Here is an 18,561-nt window from a genome sequence, read left to right as displayed (position 1 = left end):
TGCAACACTCAGAATGCCAGCTTGACCTTGGCCACCAGCGTGCGTGGCACGCCGGGGTAATAAATTGCCCCATTGCTGCTGGTGTTGATCTCGCTGGTGCTTACCTGGCTGATATAGCGGCGTTGACATCCTCCCCCGCCTAAAGTCGGGGGATTCCTACGGCGCTCATCCCGGCATCGAGCCGGCATGAGTCGCTTCGGCGGGTTCCTGCTGCTGGCGGCATGACTGCACCGCTCACTTCACAGGCTAACCGGGCGTGTCCCGCCCTTAGCACATTGATCGCGCCGACCACATCGGCGTTTTCCTCGAAACCACACGCCACACACTCGAACTTGGCCTGCGTCTGGCGGTTATCCGCCGACACATGGCCGCAACACGGACAGGTGCGGCTGGTGTTCTGCGCCGGCACGGCGATGAGATGCCCGCCGTTCCACGCCAGCTTGTAGTCCAGTTGGCGACGGAATTCGAACCAGCCTTGATCGAGGATGGACTTGTTCAGGCCGGATTTGGCCCGAACCTGCTTCCCCGGCTTTTCGGGGCTGCCTGCTGCCGACTTGGACATGTTTCTCACCTGCAAGTCCTCGATACACACCATCGCGTGGTTTTGGCTGATCGTGGTGGAGCACTTGTGCAGGTAGTCGCGGCGGGCGTTGCCGATGCGGGAATGGATGCGCTGGACGCGGGCTTTGGCCTTCTTCCAGTTGCTGCTGAACTTCTGTTTGCGGCTCATCGCACGTTGCGCACGGCGCAAGGCGGTTTCATGCCGTTTGAAGCTGTTGAGCGGGGCATGGAACGTGCCGTCCGAGAGCGTGGCGAAACGGGTGATGCCCATGTCGATGCCGACGGCACCACCCTGCGGGATGGGCTGCTCAATCTCGCGTTCGGTCTGGATCGACACGAACCATTTGCCGCAGGACTGGCTCACGGTCACATTTTTCACCGCACCCAATACTTCCCGGCTGTTGCGGTAGCGCAGCCAGCCGAGCTTGGGCAGGAAGATTCGGCTGTTGGCCTGGTCGAGCTTGATCTGTTTCGGGTCTGGATAACGGAAGCTGTCGGACTGGCCCTTCTTCTTGAAACGCGGGAAGTCAGCGCGTCTGGCGAAGAAGTTGGTGTAGGCCCGTTCCAGGTCCTTGAGCGTCTGCTGCAGCGGATGCGTTGGCGCATCGGCCAGCCATGCCGTTTCTGCGCTGTGGCGCCACTCGGTGAGCAGCTTGCACAGGCCCGCATAGCCCAGTTTCTTCTCTCCACGCTCGTAGCGCGCCTTCTGCAACGCCAGCGCCTTGTTGAACACGAAGCGGCACGACCCGGCGAAGCGCCGCATGTCGCGCTGCTGTTCGCTGGTCGGCATCAGTTCGTATTTGTAGGCTTGAAGTCGTTGCATACTGGTATTTTTGCAGTCCACACCCATCGACGGCAAGGACGGCTACGCCGTCCGCGCTATCCTTCCCCGCTCTGAACGGCGGGGCTTGCCGCGCACCGGGTCAATCAGCCATTTCTGCACCTGGTTGTCGGCGCTGCCGGCATACAGGTAGTAGCCTTCTTCCTTGGCGTAAAATGGCTTGACCGTCAGCGTGGTGGTCGCGCTCAGCGGGTATTCCAGCACCGCCAGCAGGGCTTCGTTGCGAAAATCCTGGCGGTTGTAGTCGTAATGCTGGGCCGAATTGCGGTTGTCCGGGTAGTCGTTGCGCCAGTGGTTGGCCAGGTCGGTGGCTTCGCGGTAGGTCAGCGCCTTGTAATTGTGCTGCGACTGCTCGTTGCGGGCGTACAGCAGTTGCAAGGTGGCCGGGCCCAGCCGCTGGCGGATGCCCAGTTCCAGATTGTCACGGTTGGCCGGGGCCTGGCCCAGGCCGCGCCATTTGTCTGCCGAGGTGTCGGACGCCGACAGAAATACCGCCGTGCCGCTGGCCAGTTCGCCACTGTCCAGGCGGACAAACAGGCGCTGGAAGTGTTCCGACCCCACCGCTAGCGAGACTTCCCCGCCGGCCTGGGCCTGTGGCCAGCGCAGCTGGCTGTTCAGCGCGCCATAGGTATTGAACAGGCCGGCCTGGTCGGCGCTGACCGGCCCCTGGGCAAAGCTCAGCCCGGCCAGGTTTTCCTTATCGAACAGAAACAGATAACCCGGCCCTGGCCCCGGCCCGCCCAGCGAGAGGCCTTCCACCGTGCCAGACACGCCATGGGTGCTCACTTCGCCGCGCACGCGCATGCCCTTTTGCCCGCCCTGCATATTGTTCAGGCCGTAGGCGTCCACCGTGCTGACCTTCACTCCGGGCAATTCGGCCACGGCGGTATACGGATTGGTTCCGCCAGGCGAATCAAACACCCCCAGCGCATCGCGCCCCACCCGGTACACCGTGGACGGACTGTTGCGGTCTGGCGTCAGCCAGCCAGTATCCTGCTGCAGCGGGGCGCGAACCTCCACCTCGGACAGCACCGTCGGCTCTAACTGCCCCAGCACCCTGCCAGCAGGGCAGGCAATAGCCGGGGGCGCGGCCAGTTCAATCGCGTATCTGTCATCTGCGCATTCCTTGATCGTGTTCAGCCATAAGTTCTGCGCCTGCCCGACATACGCAATAGTTTTATCTATATAACGCAAGACGTGGGCAGGCCATGACTTGACAGCAAGGACTGGGCCTGGCAGTAAAACTACGTAAATTCATTGGTTTGTGCGGGAGGCAGGCATGGCAGCCACATCGTTATGTTATTTTTAATACAACGATTGTCGCACATCGTGCAAATCGTGCAATCAGACTGGCGCAATACCGGCCTGCGCCAGCCGGGGGTCAGACCAATGCCCGGCCAAGGGCCGGGCATTTGATCGGGGAGTTACCCATTCAGCCAGCACACTGCTGGCTGGCCTGGTGCAAGCCGCATGCGCTTACACCATAAAATCCCAGCCGGTTGGCCCGACATAATGGGTTTTCATTTCCGGCGACTCAACAAACGCCGTCGCCACCTGATCCAGCGATACCGAACCCGACTTCAGCAACTGCACCCACGCCGCCTTGCCGCCTGCATCGGAATTACGCCCCAGCAGTGCCTGGTACAGCACTTCCACGTCGTTCACCGGGTCGCCGGTCAGCGCCCAGCCACGCGCCTGGCCTTCGGCGGTTTTCATCATGTTCAGTGCCATGCTGCCCATGCTGTAGCCCTTGGCTTGCAGATCACCAAAGTAGTCAAAGCCATAAATATCCGCCTGACGTCCGAGTACCTTCTGGTACATCCCGGCCAGCGCATTCAGCGCGGGTGGGTTTTGCACGTTCAGTGCGTTGTCAGCAAACTGCAGGGTTTCGGTATTGATCACCAGCGTGCTCTTGCTTGGGTCGGCTTTGTTGATCACCGTGACGAAGCCATGGTGTTTTTCCACGGTGTAGTCGTCGGCCTTGCCGGTGAATTTGGCGGTGTCGGAGTCCGCGCCGCCGTGCAGGATGTTCTGGCCATTTTCCCCGCTGAGGGTGTCGTTGCCGCCCTGGCCAAACAGTTTGTCGTTGCCACGGGTGTTGGTCAGGACATCGTTGCCCGATCCGGCGTAGACGGTGTCGTCGCCAGCGCCCAGGTCGAGGGTTTGCGCCTTGCTGTCGGCCACCAGCAGTTGGTTGCCGTCGCCGGTGGTCACCGACACGCTGCCCACAATGGCAGCAAAGTTCACGTTCTCCAGACCCACGGTGCTGTTTGTTGGCAAGTTGTTGAAGTCCAGCACCAGGGCGGTGTCGGTGTTGCTGTCTGCGGTCTGGTCACGGAATACCAGTGTGCCACTGGCATCCTGGCTGGAGTCAGCGCGGACCACCACGGTGCGCACCCACAGCGCGGTGCTGCCGGGCAGGGAGTTAAGGAAAGATTGCCCCAGGCTCACCATGGCGGTCTGGTCAGCGGATTGCTCGGTGGTGTGGCTGCGGATGGCGATGAGCAGGTCGGTGTTGCCTGGCTGGGTGCTGTCGCCGCCTTCCACGGTCATGCCGATGCCGGTGGGAATCTCGCCCTTGATCTGGGTGCGCCCATCGCTGACTGCCAGCGGAATGTCGGCGCTGCCACTGGAAGTGTCCTGCTCCTGCCGCTCACGGCTGATCACCGGAATAATCAGCGTATTGACTTGTGAGCCATCGACGCGGGTCATGGTGGTGGACGCCACCGCCACGCCATCGACCAGCGGAATGCTGGGGGTGACCGGCGGTGTGGGCGTGACTGGCGCAGGTGGCTCGGGCACGCTAGGCGTGGGTGGCGTCGGATCCACCGGCACGGTGGGCGTGGTCGGTGTGGTGGGTTCCGTCGGCGTGGTGGGCGTGGTCGGCACCGTGGGCGTCGTCGGTTCCGTTGGCGTGGTCGGCACCGTCGGTGTGGTTGGGGTAGTGGGAGGTGTCGGGTCCGGCGGGGTCGGATCGCCGCCACCACCGCCACCACCGCCACCGCCTCCGCCGCCACCGGCAGCGCTAATCGTGATGGTCTGCGCTTGATCGACGGTCAGGCCGCCGGCGTCAGTGGCGCGGGTCATCACCTGGTAGGTGCCGGTGGTCAGTGCCGTTCCGCCTACTTTGAGTGTGTTACCCACCATCGTGAACTTGCTGTTGTCGGCATCATTGGTGCCATTGCCTGCCACCAGGGTAAAGGTGTGGGTGTCGCCAGCGTCCGGATCCACGGCGGCCAGCGTGCCTACCGAAGCACCGGTGACGGCGGTGCTGCTGGTCAGCCCGGCACTGGTGAAGTTGGCGGCGGTGGGCGCTTCGTTGACGTTGGTGGCATTGATGGTCACCGTTTTGCTGACGGTGTTGCTGGCGGCGTCAGAGGCAATCACGTTGATGTTGTAGCTGGATTTGGTTTCGTAGTCCGCCGAGCCGTTGAGGGTGACCACGCCAGAGCTGCTGCCAATGCTGAAAGCGCTGGCGTCGGTGCCCGACAGCGAATAAGTGACGGTGCCGGTTTCCGGATCAGCGGCGGCAGCAGTGTAGACGGTGGCACCGGTAGCGGCATTTTCGGCCACGGTACCGGTGGCCCCGCTGGTGAAACTGGGTGCTTCGTTGACATCGTTAACATCGATGGTCACCGCCTGGGTGGTGGTATGAGTCGCATCCTTGGCGTTGACGGTGATGCTGTAGCTGTTCTTGACTTCAAAGTCTGCCGGGGTGAGCAGCTTGACCTGGCCGGTGGTGGCGTCAATCGAGAATGCGGCTGCATCGGTGCCGGTCAGCGCGTAGGTGAGGGCATCACTTTCCGCATCGGTGGCGGCGGCGGTGTAGACCACGGTGCTGGTGGCGGCGTTTTCGGCAACGCTACCACTGGCCCCGCTGGTGAGGGTGGGTGCCGCATTGGGTGCGGCAATGGTGATGGTTTGCGCCTGATCGAAAGTCAGCCCAGCGGCATCGGTGGCGCGGGTCATCACCTGGTAAGTCCCATCGCTCAGTGCCGTTCCGCCTACTTTAAGCGTATTACCCACCATCGTGAACTTGCTGTTGTCGGCATCATTGGTGCCATTGCCCGCCACCAGGGTGAAGGTGTGGGTGTCGCCAGCGTCCGGGTCCACGGCAGCCAGCGTGCCGACCGAAGCGCCGGTAATGGCGGTGGTGTTATCCAGCCCGGCGCTGGTGAAGTTGGCGGCGGTGGGGGCTTCGTTCACATCGCTCACACTGATCGTCACCGTTTTGCTGACGGTGTTGCTGGCGGCGTCAGAGGCAATGACGGAGAGGCTGTAGCTGGATTTGGTTTCGTAGTCCGCCGAGGCATTCAGCGTGACCACACCGGTGCTGCTGCCAATGCTGAAAGCGCTGGCGTCGGAGCCCGACAGCGAATAAGTGACGGTGCCGGTTTCTGGATCAGCGGCGGCAGCAGTGTAGACGGTGGCACCGGTAGCGGCATTTTCGGCCACGGTACCGGTGGCACCGCTGGTGAAACTGGGCGCTTCGTCCACATCGGTGACATTAAGGGTCACCGCCTGGGTGGTGGTGTTGCTGGCATCCTTGGCATTGACGGTGATGCTGTAGCTGGACTTGGTTTCAAAGTCTGCCGGGGTGAGCAGCTTGACCTGGCCGGTGCTGGCATCAATCGAGAACGACGCGGCATCGGTGCCGGTCAGCGCGTAGCTGAGGGTGTCGCTTTCCGGGTCGGTGGCGGTAATGGTGTAAACCACGGTGCTGGTGGCGGTGTTTTCCGCCACGCTGGCGCTGGTGCCGCTGGTGAGGGTGGGCGCGACACTGGCGGGCGCGGTGGCAAGCTTGATTTCAGCAAACGTGCTGTTATTGCTGATTTGAAATGCCTGAGACGCGGGCGTATCGGTAAACGTGATGACAAGATCCGTTCCGCCGCCAAATGTGCCGTTCTTGTCGTAATCCACCGTCAGCGTTTTGGCGCTGTTGTCGTATTGCAGGTGGCTTGCGCTCAGCGCTTGCGCCGCGCCGCCGGTCACCCGGATGATATCGGTCATATCAAAGGTGGCGCTGCTAATGGTATCGCCGTTCGGATCGAGGAAGATGTCGATGCCAGCACCGCCGTCGAGCGTGTCGGCACCCAGGCCGCCGATCAGGGTGTCGTTGCCGTCGCCACCTTCCACGCTGTCGTCGCCATCCCCCGCCGTCAGACTGTCGTTACCCGCGCCACCTGACAGGGTGTCGTTGCCTGTACCGCCCAGCAAGGTATCGTTGTCGGCCTCGCCAAACAGGCTGTCATCCTGGTTGCCGCCGTTGAGCGAATCGCTGCCATTGCCCCCATACACGGTGTCATTGCCATCCGCGCCAAGCACACTGTCGTTGCCGTTGTCGCCATACACGATGTCATGGCCGGCTTCTCCTCTCATGGAGTCGTTGCCCTCGCCGCCAACCAGGCTATCATCGCCCGCGCCGCCGTAAAGGCTGTCCCCACCCAGCCCCCCTTGCAGGGTATCGTTGTTGCCGCTGCCGATCAGCATATCCACCAGATCCCCCCCCATGAAGCTGACCGATGACGACTCACCGGTCCAGGCCATGCCTACCCCGTGCGTCGTGGTGGACAGCGCAATGTTGGAGGTGTCAAGCAGGGTGGCTGCCGCGCCGCCGTTTACGGCAGCATTGATGATTTCCCAAGTGCTGCCGTTGAGCTGGACGGTTGCCGTGACGGCACCATTTCCTATTGCGTCGAGTGCGGCAAACCCACCCGAATTGACGCGGACACTGGAGTAACCGCTGGTGAAGTTGCCCACTTTGTATGAAAATTGCATGAACGTCTCCTGAATGAATAACTCGGCACGCCGCGCGGAGACAATCAGCCGTGCTTGTGCAGCGTGAGGTGGATGGGGCTCAGTCAGTGCCTGAGGGGGCAGGCAGGACTCACTGCATGACCATTTGGCGGGACGGTTGTGTGCCGGTCATGAATGCTGCAACAGCGTTATGCTTTTAGATTAATTGATTGGTATTTCTGCATCCAACTCAGCTGAATATTCCAATTTGGTATGTTGAATAACTTTCTTGCCAAGGGGGCTCGTCTTGCGCACAGGAAAACTACGAAATTAATATTTCGTGTTTTCATGAATGAACGCAAGAAATAAAACCGACAATGTTTCTATACCAGTCATTTTGCGCCGATGCAACACACCATCCCTGAGCTGGGACGCAGTAAAGCAAATCGGTCGACAAAAGTCGACCGAAATGGAGAAATGGAAGCTGAGGAATATTTTGCAGCAAAAGGCTATCTGTCACAAGCCTGATAGGGACATTAAAAATGGGCGGCAGTGAGCGACTCGCCGCAGGAAAAGCTTCCTGGCAGCAATGTTTTGAGGAAACACTGAGGATACGCTGAAAAAATCGTCATTCCCGCGAAGACTGAAATGCAGGATATTGATTTTACTGGGGTTTTTTTGGAAAAAAGGGGGTTTCCTGAATAAGTCAGCGTGTCCCTAAAAACAGTTACCCCGGCTCAGGGCCGGGGTTCAGGTACTTGATTTTTTTGATTTTTGTTTTGAAAACGCCAGTTTTTTAAATCAATCAGCGCATGCCCAATACTGGCGTGTGTGGGTCAATGCTGACTGGCGCGATCAAACTCGATCAGCGCGTAGGCCGAGTGATTGTGAATCGATTCAAAGTTTTCGCTTTCCACCACATACCCGTCAATGCGCGGGTCGGCAGTGAGCGCGGCGGCCACGTCACGCACCAGGTCTTCGACAAACTTGGGGTTGTCGTAGGCGCGTTCGGTGACATATTTTTCGTCCGGGCGCTTGAGCAGGCCGTACAGCTCGCAGGAGGCCTGACGTTCGGCAATATCAATCAGTTCTTCAATCCACATATGCGCCTGGGTGCGCACGGTGAGGGTGATATGCGAGCGCTGGTTATGTGCGCCGCGTTCGGAGATTTTTTTCGAGCACGGGCACAGGCTGGTGACGGGCACCAGCACCTTCAGGGTGAAGTAATACTGGCCGTTCTTCAGCTCGCCAATAAAGGTCACATCGTAGTCGAGCAGGCTTTTCACCCCTGACACCGGTGCAGTTTTATTGACAAAGTACGGAAAGCGCATCTCCAGATAGCCCGACTCGGCATCCAGCCGCTCGACCATCTGCCGGGCAATCTGCTCAAACGAACGGGCGGAAATTTCCCGCTCATGGCTGTTGAGAATCTCAACAAACCGCGACATATGCGTGCCCTTGAACTGGTGTGGCAGATACACATACATGTCGAACAGCCCGATGCTGTGCTGCACGCCGCCACTGCGGTCGGCCACCTGCACCGGGTGGCGGATCGACTTGATCCCCACCTTGTTGATGGCGATATTGCGCAGGTCGGCGGAGGACTGCACGTCGGGAATAAGGATAGAGTCAGTCATTGGAAAGAGTCAGTGTCCAGTGGGGAGTACCAGCCCAGTATACCGGCGGCTAATAGTTGAGTAAAGCAGTCGGCTTTTGGTTGGGCAATGACTTCGGAATGACTGTGGTATGTTGACATCATCACGCTCCCGCACCGTCGCTGAGCTACCCGGCCTCCCCATCGCGCCACGACGCCCAGGTGGTGGCCAGCATGATCACCGCCCCGCCCAGCAGCATCTGCCCGCTGGGCACGTCGGCAAACAGCAGCCAGGCAAACAGCATGCCGTACACCGGCTCCAGCGCGGTCACCACCGCCACCCGCTGCGCCGACAGGCGGCGCAGGCTGAGCAGGAACAGCGCATGCGCCAGCGCGGTGAACACCACCCCGAGCAGCGCCAGGCCCAGCCAGTCGTAACGGCTCAGGCCCGGTAGCTCCGGCCAGGCCATCGGCAGCAGCCATAGCGCGGCAGCGGTGTTTTGCCAGCCCGCCGTGCGCAAGGGGTCGTGTCCGGCAGCCTGACGGTTCAGCAGCACCAGCACGGCAAACAACAGTGCCGACAGCGCGCCCCACAGCACCCCCAGCCGCACGGCGCTGCCGCCGGCATCCAGTGGAGTGACCAGCACCAGGCCCAGGCTGACCAGCGCCACCATGCCCAGCGACTGCGCCGACGGCCAGCATCGTTGGCGCAGGCTGTCCAGCACCACCACGCACGCGGGAAATGCGGCAAACCCCAGCAGGCCCGCCGCCACGCCGCCCACCTGAATGGCCTGAAAGAACGTCACCCAGTGCAGCGCCAGACAGCCGCCGGCCTGCGCCGCCCAGCGCCAGTCCAGCGCTGAGGCCGCCGGACGACGCAGCCAGCGCAGACACAGCGCCAGCGCGATGGCGGCAAACAGGGTACGGCCAAACACCATCATCCAGGGCGACACACTGAGCCAGCGGCCAAACAGCCCGGCACCGCCAAACAGCAGCACGGTCAGGTGCAGGCTGGCCAGGGACCAACGCTGACTCATGCCGCAGCCAGCAGGTCTTGACGGCTGAGCAGGAACACAAAGCCATCGCCGCTGGCGGTGGCCAGCCAGGTAAACGGCAGCTGCGGGAAGGCGGCTTCCAGTTCGTCGCGGTTATGGCCGATTTCCACCACCAGCACGCCGTGTTCGCTGAGGAAGGCCGGCGCGCAGCGCAGAATCTCGCGGGTGGCGTCCAGCCCATCCTCGCCCGAACCCAGCGCCAGCTCGGGTTCGTGGCGGTATTCGTCGGGCAGTTCGGCCACCGACGGGGCATTGACGTAGGGCGGGTTGCTGATGATCAGGTCGTATTCCTGCCCGGCCAGCGCAGCAAACAGATCAGACTGAATCAGCGTGATGCGCTCCTGCAGGCCGTAGTCGGCCACATTGATGGCGGCCACTGCCAGCGCATCTGCCGACAGGTCCACGGCATCCACTTCGGCATCCGGGTAGGCGTCGGCCAGCAAAATGGCCAGGCAGCCGGAGCCGGTACACATGTCCAGCGCGCGATGCACCAGCTCGGGGTATTCGATCCACGGTGCCAGCGCCTCGGGCAGCAGTTCGGCAATAAACGAGCGCGGCACAATCACCCGCTCATCAACAAAAAAGCGATAGTCGCCCAGCCAGGCTTCCTGGGTCAGGTAGGCGGCAGGCAGGCGCAGGTTGGCGCGGCGGGCCAGCACGTCGAGCACCTGCTCCACTTCATCGCTGACCAGCCGGGCATCTAGAAACGGCTCCAGCCGGTCCAGCGGCAGTTTCAGGGTGTGCAGAATCAGGTAGGCGGCTTCGTCGTAGGCGTTGTCGCTGCCGTGGCCAAAGCTCAGGCCGGCTTCGGTAAAGCGGCTGACGGCAAAGCGCAGCAGGTCGCGCACGGTGTGCAGCTGGGTAGCGGCTTGGTCAAACATGGGCATCTCACACATCACAAAAAAAGGCGGCCACAGGCGGGCCGCCAGGGCAGTCAGCGCACTTGGGCGCTGGCCGGGTTAAAAGGGCAGTTCGGCGTCGGTTTCGGCAGAAATCACCCGGCGGAAATCATTCTGGATGCGGGTCAGCGCCTCGGTGCTGTCGGCTTCAAAGCGCAGCACGATCACCGGCGTGGTGTTGGAAGCGCGCGCCAGGCCAAAGCCATCCGGGTATTCCACCCGCAGGCCATCGATGGTGATGATTTCGCTGGCACCTTCAAAGCGGGCGTTGGCCTGCAGACGGTCGATCAGCGCGTAATGCTCGCCTTCCTTCATCTTGATGTTCAGTTCCGGGGTGGATACCGAATTAGGCAGCGCATTCAGCACGGCGCTGGGGTCGTCCACCTGGGAGAGAATTTCCAGCAGGCGCGCGCCCGCATACAGGCCATCGTCAAAGCCGTACCAGCGCTCTTTGAAGAACACATGGCCGCTCATCTCGCCGGCCAGCGCTGCGCCGGTTTCTTTCATTTTGGCCTTGATGAAGCTGTGGCCAGTGCGCGCCATGATTGGCTCGCCGCCCAGGTCACGAATCCACGGTGCCAGGTTGCGGGTGGATTTCACGTCGTAGATGATCTTGGCCCCAGGGTTGCGCGACAGTACATCACCGGCAAACAGCATCAGCTGGCGGTCCGGGTAGATGATCTGGCCGTCTTTGGTGACCACACCCAGCCGGTCGCCGTCGCCGTCAAACGCCAGGCCCAGCTCAGCGTCGGTGTGCGCCAGCGCCTGGATCACATCCTGCAGGTTGGCTGGCTGCGATGGGTCGGGATGATGGTTGGGGAAATTGCCGTCCACGTCGCAAAACAGCTCGCGCACCCGGCAGCCCATGCGCCGGTACAGCTTGGGGGCAAAGTCGCCCGGCACACCGTTGCCGCAGTCCACCACAATATTCATTGGCCGGGCCAGTTTCACCTCGCCGACAATGCGCTGCAGATAGGCTTCGGCAATCTCGTGTTCACGGTAACTGCCCGCGCCTTCGCTCAGATTGCCGGTTTCCAGCCGCTGATAAAGCTGCTGAATGGCCTCGCCAGCCAGCGTTTCGCCGGCCAGCATCATTTTCAGGCCATTGTATTCCGGCGGATTATGGCTGCCAGTGACCATCACCCCGGACAGGGTGCCCAGTTCATACGCGGCAAAGTACAGCATGGGCGTGGCCACCCGGCCCACGTCAATCACATCCACCCCGGCCTGGCGCAGGCCGGCGGCCAGCGCATCGGACAACTCCGGCCCGGACAGGCGGCCATCGCGGCCAATGCACACCGCCTTCACCTCACGCGCCCGCGCCTCGCTGCCAATCGCCTGGCCAATCGCCTGGGCGATCTCGGGGGTGAGGGTTTTGCCGACAATCCCACGAATATCGTAGGCCTTGAAAATTTCCTTGGGGAATTTGCTCATGATGGCTTCAGTACCGGCAGCCGACCGACACACTGGCGCGGCTGCATTGCAAGGGGTGGAGGGGAGAACCATTGAAAGACATTTGGAAAGACACTGGGCGGGGATTTTACAGGCAAGGCGTGCAGGCGGGTAGCAGGGTCATCGGAGATGCCCGAAAAGCCAGTGTCTGACAAGCGCAGCCAGCGCAGGTACCATAGCGCGGTGGATCGCCCTGTCCGTCCTTTGCCCCTGAACCCGGCCCTGGCTTACCCTACCCAAAGGAGCTGTATCTTGATCTTGTCTGTTTTTCGCCGGTTGCCGCGCCTGATGACGGCGCTGGCTGTGCTGTGGCTGGCCGCGTGTGCCAGTTGGTGGAGCGCCAGTGGCCCCAGCCTGATTCAGGGTCAGATTACCCTGGCACCGGCATCGGCCATGGTACCTGCTGCCGTGGTGGTGCAGCTGATTGACCGAAGTCAGCCTAACATGCCGGTGATTCTGGCCGAACAAACACTGGTGCGCCCGCGTGGTTTTCCGCTGGCATTCAGCCTGCCGGTGATTGATGCATCACGTTTGCCAGCCACTGGCCAGTACCAGGTGGAAGCACGGCTGTATGATGAGCAGGGCGAACGCGGCCATAGTCCGGCGCTGAACTGGCAACCGGCAGTCAGCACTGCGCCGCTGGCACTGAATATTGTGATATCCCGGCCATAATCCGGCAAAAGCTTGACTTTTCTGCTTGCGGGCTTTACCGACAATGATAACAATAGCCGGCAGGATACACAGCGCAAGGTATGGGTCTGTGTATCAAGATGAATATAAAGGAGCTTTTGTCATGCACACGATGCTTATGTCGTGCATGCGCTGGTGCTGTGGCGTGGTGTTGTGTGTGTACGCCGCACTGAGCATGGCCAGTGATATGCCGTTTCGAATCGGCGTGGCGCCCCATACCAGCGCACGCCTGATTTTGCAGCAATACCAGCCACTGCGCGCCAGCCTGGAGAAGGGCCTGGGCCGGCCAGTGGAAATTGCCACCGCGTCTGATTTTACTGATTTTGCCCGCCGGGGCTTGCGCGGTGAATTCGATATGGTGATCACCACTGGCCATCAGGCGCTGCTGTTGCGCGACGATGCGCGTTATATTCCATTGCTGACCTATCGCGCGCCATTTCAGGCGGTGGTGGTGGGCCTGCCCAGCCTGCCGCAGGGCAATGTGGCCAGCCATGTGCAGGGCAAAACCGTATTGGGGCTGAGCCCGTCTTCGCTGGTCACGCTATGGGGCATTCACTGGCTGGAACAAAATAAAATCCGCCCGCAACGCATGCAGTTCATCAGCGCGGCAGACAGCATGGCCCAGCTGGTGATTCAGCAGGATGCGGTGGTGGGCTTCATGTCGCAGGCCAATTACGAAAAACTCGGTGCCGATATCCGCGCCCAACTGCGCGTGGTGGCCCGCAGCCCGGAAATGGCCGGGCGGATTTATCTGCTGCATTCCCGCCAGCACAGCCGCTTGCCCCAGATGCAGCGGCTGCTGGCCCAGTTTGCCCAAAGCCCGGAAGGGTTGCAGTATTTTCAGGAAAACAAGCTCGACGGTTATCGCGCAATCAAACCCGGCGAACTTGAGGTCATGCGGCCTTATGCGGAGGAAGTCCGCCGCACGCTGACCACTTCATCTGCGCACTAGGATATGGCATGCATCTTGTAAAAACGGTTCGGGGACGGTTGCTGCTGGCAGCCTTGCTGGTTGAAGCGCTGATGCTGGCGCTGCTGATCGGCAACAGCGTGCGACTGCTGTACGACAGCCTGTCGGAACAGGCCCAGCGGCACGCCGAGCAGATGTCCCCGATCCTGAATGCCGCACTGATGGCCCCGCTGGCCCAGCGCGACTACGCCACCGTGCGCGCCATTCTGGACGAAAGCCGTGGCAAGAATGGCATCACCTACCTGGCGGTCAGCGACTCACGCGGGGTAACGGTGGCGCGCAGCGGCTGGCCTGCCGCCACTCCGCTGCCGCAGCCTGACGCAGTGTTCACCCTGAACGACAAAGATGAGGGCGGCGCGCGCTATGATGTGGACATGCCCATTACCCTGTACGGGCAAAAACTCGGCTCGCTGCGTTTTGGCCTGGATCTGAGCCATATTGTCGCCGCCCGCGAATCACTGGTCAGCCAGGGTATCCTGATTGCACTAGGGGAAATCATGCTGTCGGCCGGGCTGCTCACCCTGCTGGGCCTGTACCTGACCCGCCAGTTGTCCGAGCTGACCCACGCCAGTGAAGCGGTGGCCAGAGGCCAGTTGGCCTCGCGGCTGGTGACCGAAGGCGACGATGAAATTGGCCGGCTGGGCCGCGCCTTCAACGCCATGTCGCGGGCCATTCGCGACCGGCTGGATGCGTTGCACGCCAGCGAACAACGGCTGAATCTGGCACTGGATGGCGGTGAGCTGGGGCTGTGGGATACCGATTTCCGCACGGGCAAAATTTCGGTCAACGCCCGTTGCGCTGCCATGCTGGGCGAGACGCCCGGCCAGTTTACCCCGGATGTGGTCAGCTGGCAGATGCGGGCGCATCCGGAAGACGCCCACAGCTTGCGCTATACCGCGATTGAGCATGTCAAAGGCCATAGCGCAATGTTTGAGTGCGAATTCCGCGTGCGTCACGCCGCCGGCCATTGGGTCTGGCTGCTCAGCCGGGGCAAGGTGGTGGAGCGCAACCAGCAGGCCCGTGCGGTGCGCATGATCGGCACCCTGCTTGACATCACCGAGCGCAAGGCCACCGAGGCGCGGCTGCGCCTGCTGGCCAGTGTGTTCCGTTATGCTCAGGAAGGCATCATGATTACCGATGCCGACGGACTGATTCTGGAAGTCAACCGCGCCTACCACGACATCACCGGCTATTCCCGCTCGGCGGTGGTGGGCCAGCCTTCTGACCTGCTGCATGTAGACGGCGGTGCTGACGTGGAAATTCGCGGCAGCATGCGCAAGGCGCTCAGCGACCATGGCCACTGGAGTGGCGAAATCGTCAATCGCCGCGCCACTGGCGAGCTGTTTCACGAGCACCTGAGCCTGACCATGGTGCAGGACAATAACGGCAAGGTGCTGCACTACATTGGTATATTCACCGATATTTCCCAGGTCAAGGCCCAGCAGGAAAAACTCGAACGCCTGGCCCGCTACGACATGCTGACCAGCCTGCCCAACCGCACCCTGCTGGCCGACCGGCTGAATACTGCCATCAGCCTGTCGCGACGCACCGGCGACAAAACCGGCGTGGCGCTGATCGACCTGGACGGCTTCAAGGCCATCAACGACGCCTACGGCCACGAAACCGGCGATCTGGTGCTCAAGGAAGTGGCACTGCGCCTGACCCGGCATATCCGCGAAACGGATACCGCAGCCCGGCTGGGCGGCGACGAATTCGTGCTGGTGCTCACCGGCCTGCAGCCAGGCAATGAAGTGCCCGTGCTGGACAAAATACTCACGGTCCTGGCAGAACCTTATGTGCTGGAACGCTTTGGCGTGGCAGCCAATCTGTCGGCCAGCATTGGCCTGACGATGTACCCGGACGACAGCGCCGACGCCGACGCGCTGCTGCGCCACGCCGACCAGGCCATGTACGCCGCCAAGCAGCAGGGGCGCAACCGCTGGCACGCCTTCGACCCGGACGTTGACCGCCATGTGCGTGCCCGGTTTGAAAGCCGCGAACGGGTGTCGGAAGCGCTGCTCAATCACGAACTGGTGCTGTACTACCAGCCCCAGGTGGAGCTGAGCAGCGGCAAGGTAACTGGCGTGGAAGCACTGCTGCGCTGGCAGCATCCGGTGCGCGGCCTGGTGTCGCCGGGTGAATTCCTGCCGCTGATTGAAGGCAGCGAATTTGAAGTGGCGCTGTCGCGCTGGGTGATCCGCAGCGTGGTGGAACAGCTGCACTGCTGGAACCAGCAAGGCATCAGCCTGCATATCAGCGCCAATGTGCCGGGCCAGCACCTGCAGTCGCCGGAGTTTGTGTCCCAGCTGGAAGGTTTGTTCAAGCTGTATCCGGACGTGCCGCGCGAGCGGCTGGAGCTGGAAATCCTGGAAACCGTGGCGCTGGGCGATATGGACGGTGTGTCGTACAAGATGGACGCCTGCCGGGCGCTGGGGGTGCGTTTTGCCCTGGACGACTTTGGCACCGGCTATGCCTCGCTGGAATACCTGCGCCGGCTGCCTGCCGACGTGATCAAGATCGACCGCACCTTTGTCCGCGACATGCTCGACGATGTCAACGATCTGGCCATTGTCGAAGGCATCATCGCCCTGTCGCGCGCCTTCCACCGCCAGGTGGTGGCCGAAGGGGTGGAATCGTCCGCCCATTACCAGCGCCTGCTGGAACTGGGTTGCGCGGTTGGCCAGGGCTACTGCATCGCCCGTCCGATGCCGGTGGAGGATGTCGTCAGCTGGATGAACAACTGGCGACCTGACCGCATGGACAATCTGCTGCACCGGGAAGAGCTGGAAGCGTGACGTTCTGTCGGGCAACCACGCTCAAGCTCAAGGCCGGGTAGGCCGTCGCCAGGTTTCACCATGGTGCAACAAGCGCAGCGCCGTCTCATCCAGCCCGGCGCGCTGGCGCGCCAGCGGCGCTTCGGTGAATGGCGCGTCCAGCGCGTCATCGGCCAGTTCAAAAGTGCCCCAGCGCACACCAATGGAATGACGCGCCCGCACATCCTGATGAATGCGGGCGGCTTCATCCGGGTTGATCCGTTGCACGGCAAACCTCGCGCTTCAGGGCGGGGAAGGATAGCGCGGACAGCGTAGCCGTCCTTGCTTTTGCCGTTTAGTGCGGCGTCTTCTGCTGTTCGATGTATTGGCGGATGACCTCGATGGGCGCACCGCCGCAGCTTCCAGCAAAATACGATGGCGACCACAATGCGCCGCCCCATAACTTCTTGCGGATGCTCGGGGAGTTCTTCTAGCCAATCATGCGGCTGGACACGCCTTTCAGGCTGTTCACCAGTGCCGATACCGCCACCTTCGGCGGGTAGTTCACCAGCACCAGAGCCTCTTTAGTGAACACATCACGTCGATACCTGGTAACAAAGACCAAGTGAAAATGCATCCTGAAAACACAGTGTCTACCGTGCAGAATATCAATTTCTTCGCTCATAGGCCAAGAGTATACTGGCCGCCATGCAACGACTTCAAGCCTTCAAATACGAACTACAGCCGACCGGCGAACAGCAGCACAATATGCGCCGCTACGCGGGCGCTTGTCGCTTCGTATTCAACAAGGCGCTGGCATTGCAAAAGGACAATCACGAGGCCGGCAACACGTTCATTGGCTATGTGGCAATGGCCAGGAATCTGACCGCGTGGCGCAATGGCACCGAGACACCCTGGCTCAAAGATGCGCCGGTTCACCCGCTGCAACACGCGCTCAAGGATTTGGAAAAAGCCTACAAGAACTTCTTTGCCAAGCGGACAGCATTTCCCCGCTTCAAGAAGAAAGGCCAAGGCGACAGCTTCCGCTACCCCGACCCGAAGCAAATTAAACTCGATCAGGCTAATGGGCGCATCTTCCTGCCCAAGCTTGGCTGGCTGCGCTACCGCAACAGCCGGGAAGCGCTGGGAGAAGTGCGCAATGCGACGGTGAGCCAGTCGGGCGGCAAGTGGTTCGTGTCCATCCAGACGCAACGTGAAGTTGAAGCTGCCACGCCGAGGGGCGGTATGGTCGGCATCGACATGGGCATTGCCCGTTTTGTCACGCTGTCAGATGGTTCATTTCTCGCTCCGCTCAATAGCTTCAAACGGAACGAATCCGCGTTGCGATCTGCGCAGCGGGCAATGAGCCGTAAAACCAGATTCAGCCACAACTGGAAGAAGGCCAAAGCCCGCATCCAGAAGATTCACGCCCGTATCGGCAATACCCGCCGCGACTACCTGCACAAAGCCACGACCACCATCAGCCAAAACCACGCGATTGTGTGCATCGAAGATTTGCAGGTGCGGAATATGTCCAGGTCAGCGGCAGGGACAAGCGAAAGTCCGGGCAGAAATGTTCGCGCCAAATCCGGCCTGAACAAAGCCATTCTCGACCAAGGCTGGGCCGAGTTTCGCCGCCAGCTCGATTACAAGCTGGCCTGGAACGGCGGGCATCTCATTGCCGTGCCACCGCAAAACACAAGCCGTACCTGTCCGAGTTGCGGCCATGTGTCGGCGGAGAACCGACCAACACAAGCCCGATTCGAGTGTATGGAATGCGGTTTCGAGGAAAATGCCGATCTGGTCGGCGCGATCAACGTATTAAGGGCAGGACATGCCCGGTTAGCCTGTGGAGAGTTGGCGCAGTCAGGCCGCTCGGTGAAGCAGGAACCCGCCGAAGTGAGTGAGCTTTTAGCTAACCGCAGTAGGAATCCCCTTCCTTCCCGCGCTTAAGCGCGGCGAGCCATAGGCGAGAGGGAGGGGAGGATGTCAAGATTTGGCCTGGCCGGG

12 protein-coding genes and 1 pseudogene are annotated in these 18,561 nt (G+C 61.3%); 4 read left to right on the top strand and 9 right to left on the bottom strand.

Features of this window, described 5'->3' with window-relative positions; genetic code table 11:
- Positions 1–139: 139 nt before the first annotated feature.
- The 7 genes from BXU06_RS07960 to BXU06_RS07930 form a co-directional block, all read right to left on the bottom strand.
- Positions 140–1,384, bottom strand: coding sequence for an RNA-guided endonuclease TnpB family protein (locus tag BXU06_RS07960; protein WP_077302754.1), 1,245 nt, complete (start codon positions 1,382–1,384; stop codon positions 140–142).
- Positions 1,385–1,426: 42 nt separating this feature from the next.
- A complete protein-coding gene (locus BXU06_RS07955; RefSeq protein WP_150125150.1) occupies positions 1,427–2,458 on the bottom strand; it encodes a hypothetical protein in 1,032 nt (343 codons plus the stop codon).
- A gap of 420 nt (positions 2,459–2,878) precedes the next feature.
- The gene (locus BXU06_RS07950; protein ID WP_077298454.1) at positions 2,879–7,180 is read right to left on the bottom strand and encodes a cadherin domain-containing protein; all 4,302 of its coding nucleotides are present in this window, start codon (positions 7,178–7,180) and stop codon (positions 2,879–2,881) included.
- 794 nt (positions 7,181–7,974) lie between these two features.
- Positions 7,975–8,775 (bottom strand): GTP cyclohydrolase FolE2, encoded by an 801-nt coding sequence (folE2, locus tag BXU06_RS07945; RefSeq protein ID WP_077298452.1) that lies wholly within the window; start codon positions 8,773–8,775, stop codon positions 7,975–7,977.
- A 145-nt stretch (positions 8,776–8,920) separates the two neighbouring features.
- The gene (locus tag BXU06_RS07940) at positions 8,921–9,769 is read right to left on the bottom strand and encodes a DMT family transporter (RefSeq protein ID WP_077298450.1); all 849 of its coding nucleotides are present in this window, start codon (positions 9,767–9,769) and stop codon (positions 8,921–8,923) included.
- A complete protein-coding gene (gene prmB, locus BXU06_RS07935; RefSeq protein ID WP_077298448.1) occupies positions 9,766–10,668 on the bottom strand; it encodes a 50S ribosomal protein L3 N(5)-glutamine methyltransferase in 903 nt (300 codons plus the stop codon). The genes BXU06_RS07940 and prmB overlap by 4 nt, the downstream gene beginning before the upstream one ends.
- A gap of 78 nt (positions 10,669–10,746) precedes the next feature.
- A complete protein-coding gene (locus BXU06_RS07930; protein WP_077298446.1) occupies positions 10,747–12,120 on the bottom strand; it encodes a phosphomannomutase/phosphoglucomutase in 1,374 nt (457 codons plus the stop codon).
- A 270-nt stretch (positions 12,121–12,390) separates the two neighbouring features.
- Here BXU06_RS07930 and BXU06_RS07925 point away from each other — a divergent pair, with 270 nt between their 5' ends.
- The 3 genes from BXU06_RS07925 to BXU06_RS07915 all read left to right on the top strand — a co-directional run bounded on the left by BXU06_RS07925 (position 12,391) and on the right by BXU06_RS07915 (position 16,593).
- Complete coding sequence (locus tag BXU06_RS07925; protein WP_171982157.1) at positions 12,391–12,810, top strand: YbaY family lipoprotein; 420 nt, start codon at positions 12,391–12,393, stop codon at positions 12,808–12,810.
- 121 nt (positions 12,811–12,931) lie between these two features.
- Positions 12,932–13,780, top strand: a complete 849-nt coding sequence (locus BXU06_RS07920) for a phosphate/phosphite/phosphonate ABC transporter substrate-binding protein (RefSeq protein ID WP_077298442.1) — start codon at positions 12,932–12,934, stop codon at positions 13,778–13,780.
- Positions 13,781–13,788: 8 nt separating this feature from the next.
- On the top strand, positions 13,789–16,593 hold the full coding sequence (locus BXU06_RS07915) for an EAL domain-containing protein (protein ID WP_077298440.1): 2,805 nt from the start codon (positions 13,789–13,791) through the stop codon (positions 16,591–16,593).
- A gap of 27 nt (positions 16,594–16,620) precedes the next feature.
- Here the strand turns inward: BXU06_RS07915 and BXU06_RS07910 are convergent, their stop codons facing one another.
- Together BXU06_RS07910 and tnpA are read right to left on the bottom strand one after the other, a co-directional pair.
- Positions 16,621–16,839: a hypothetical protein gene (locus tag BXU06_RS07910; protein WP_077298438.1), complete on the bottom strand. Its 219-nt coding sequence runs from the start codon at positions 16,837–16,839 to the stop codon at positions 16,621–16,623.
- 67 nt (positions 16,840–16,906) lie between these two features.
- Positions 16,907–17,236, bottom strand: a pseudogene (tnpA, locus tag BXU06_RS07905) (IS200/IS605 family transposase).
- A 23-nt stretch (positions 17,237–17,259) separates the two neighbouring features.
- On the opposite strand from tnpA, the gene BXU06_RS07900 reads away from it, so the two are divergent.
- Entirely contained in the window at positions 17,260–18,504 is a 1,245-nt protein-coding gene (locus BXU06_RS07900) for an RNA-guided endonuclease TnpB family protein (RefSeq protein ID WP_077298436.1), read from the top strand.
- The last annotated feature ends 57 nt before the right edge of the window (positions 18,505–18,561 follow it).

Origin of the sequence: Aquaspirillum sp. LM1 (assembly GCF_002002905.1) — a bacterium.
Lineage (GTDB): Bacteria > Pseudomonadota > Gammaproteobacteria > Burkholderiales > Aquaspirillaceae > Rivihabitans.
This window is presented reverse-complemented; position numbering and strand designations above follow the sequence as displayed.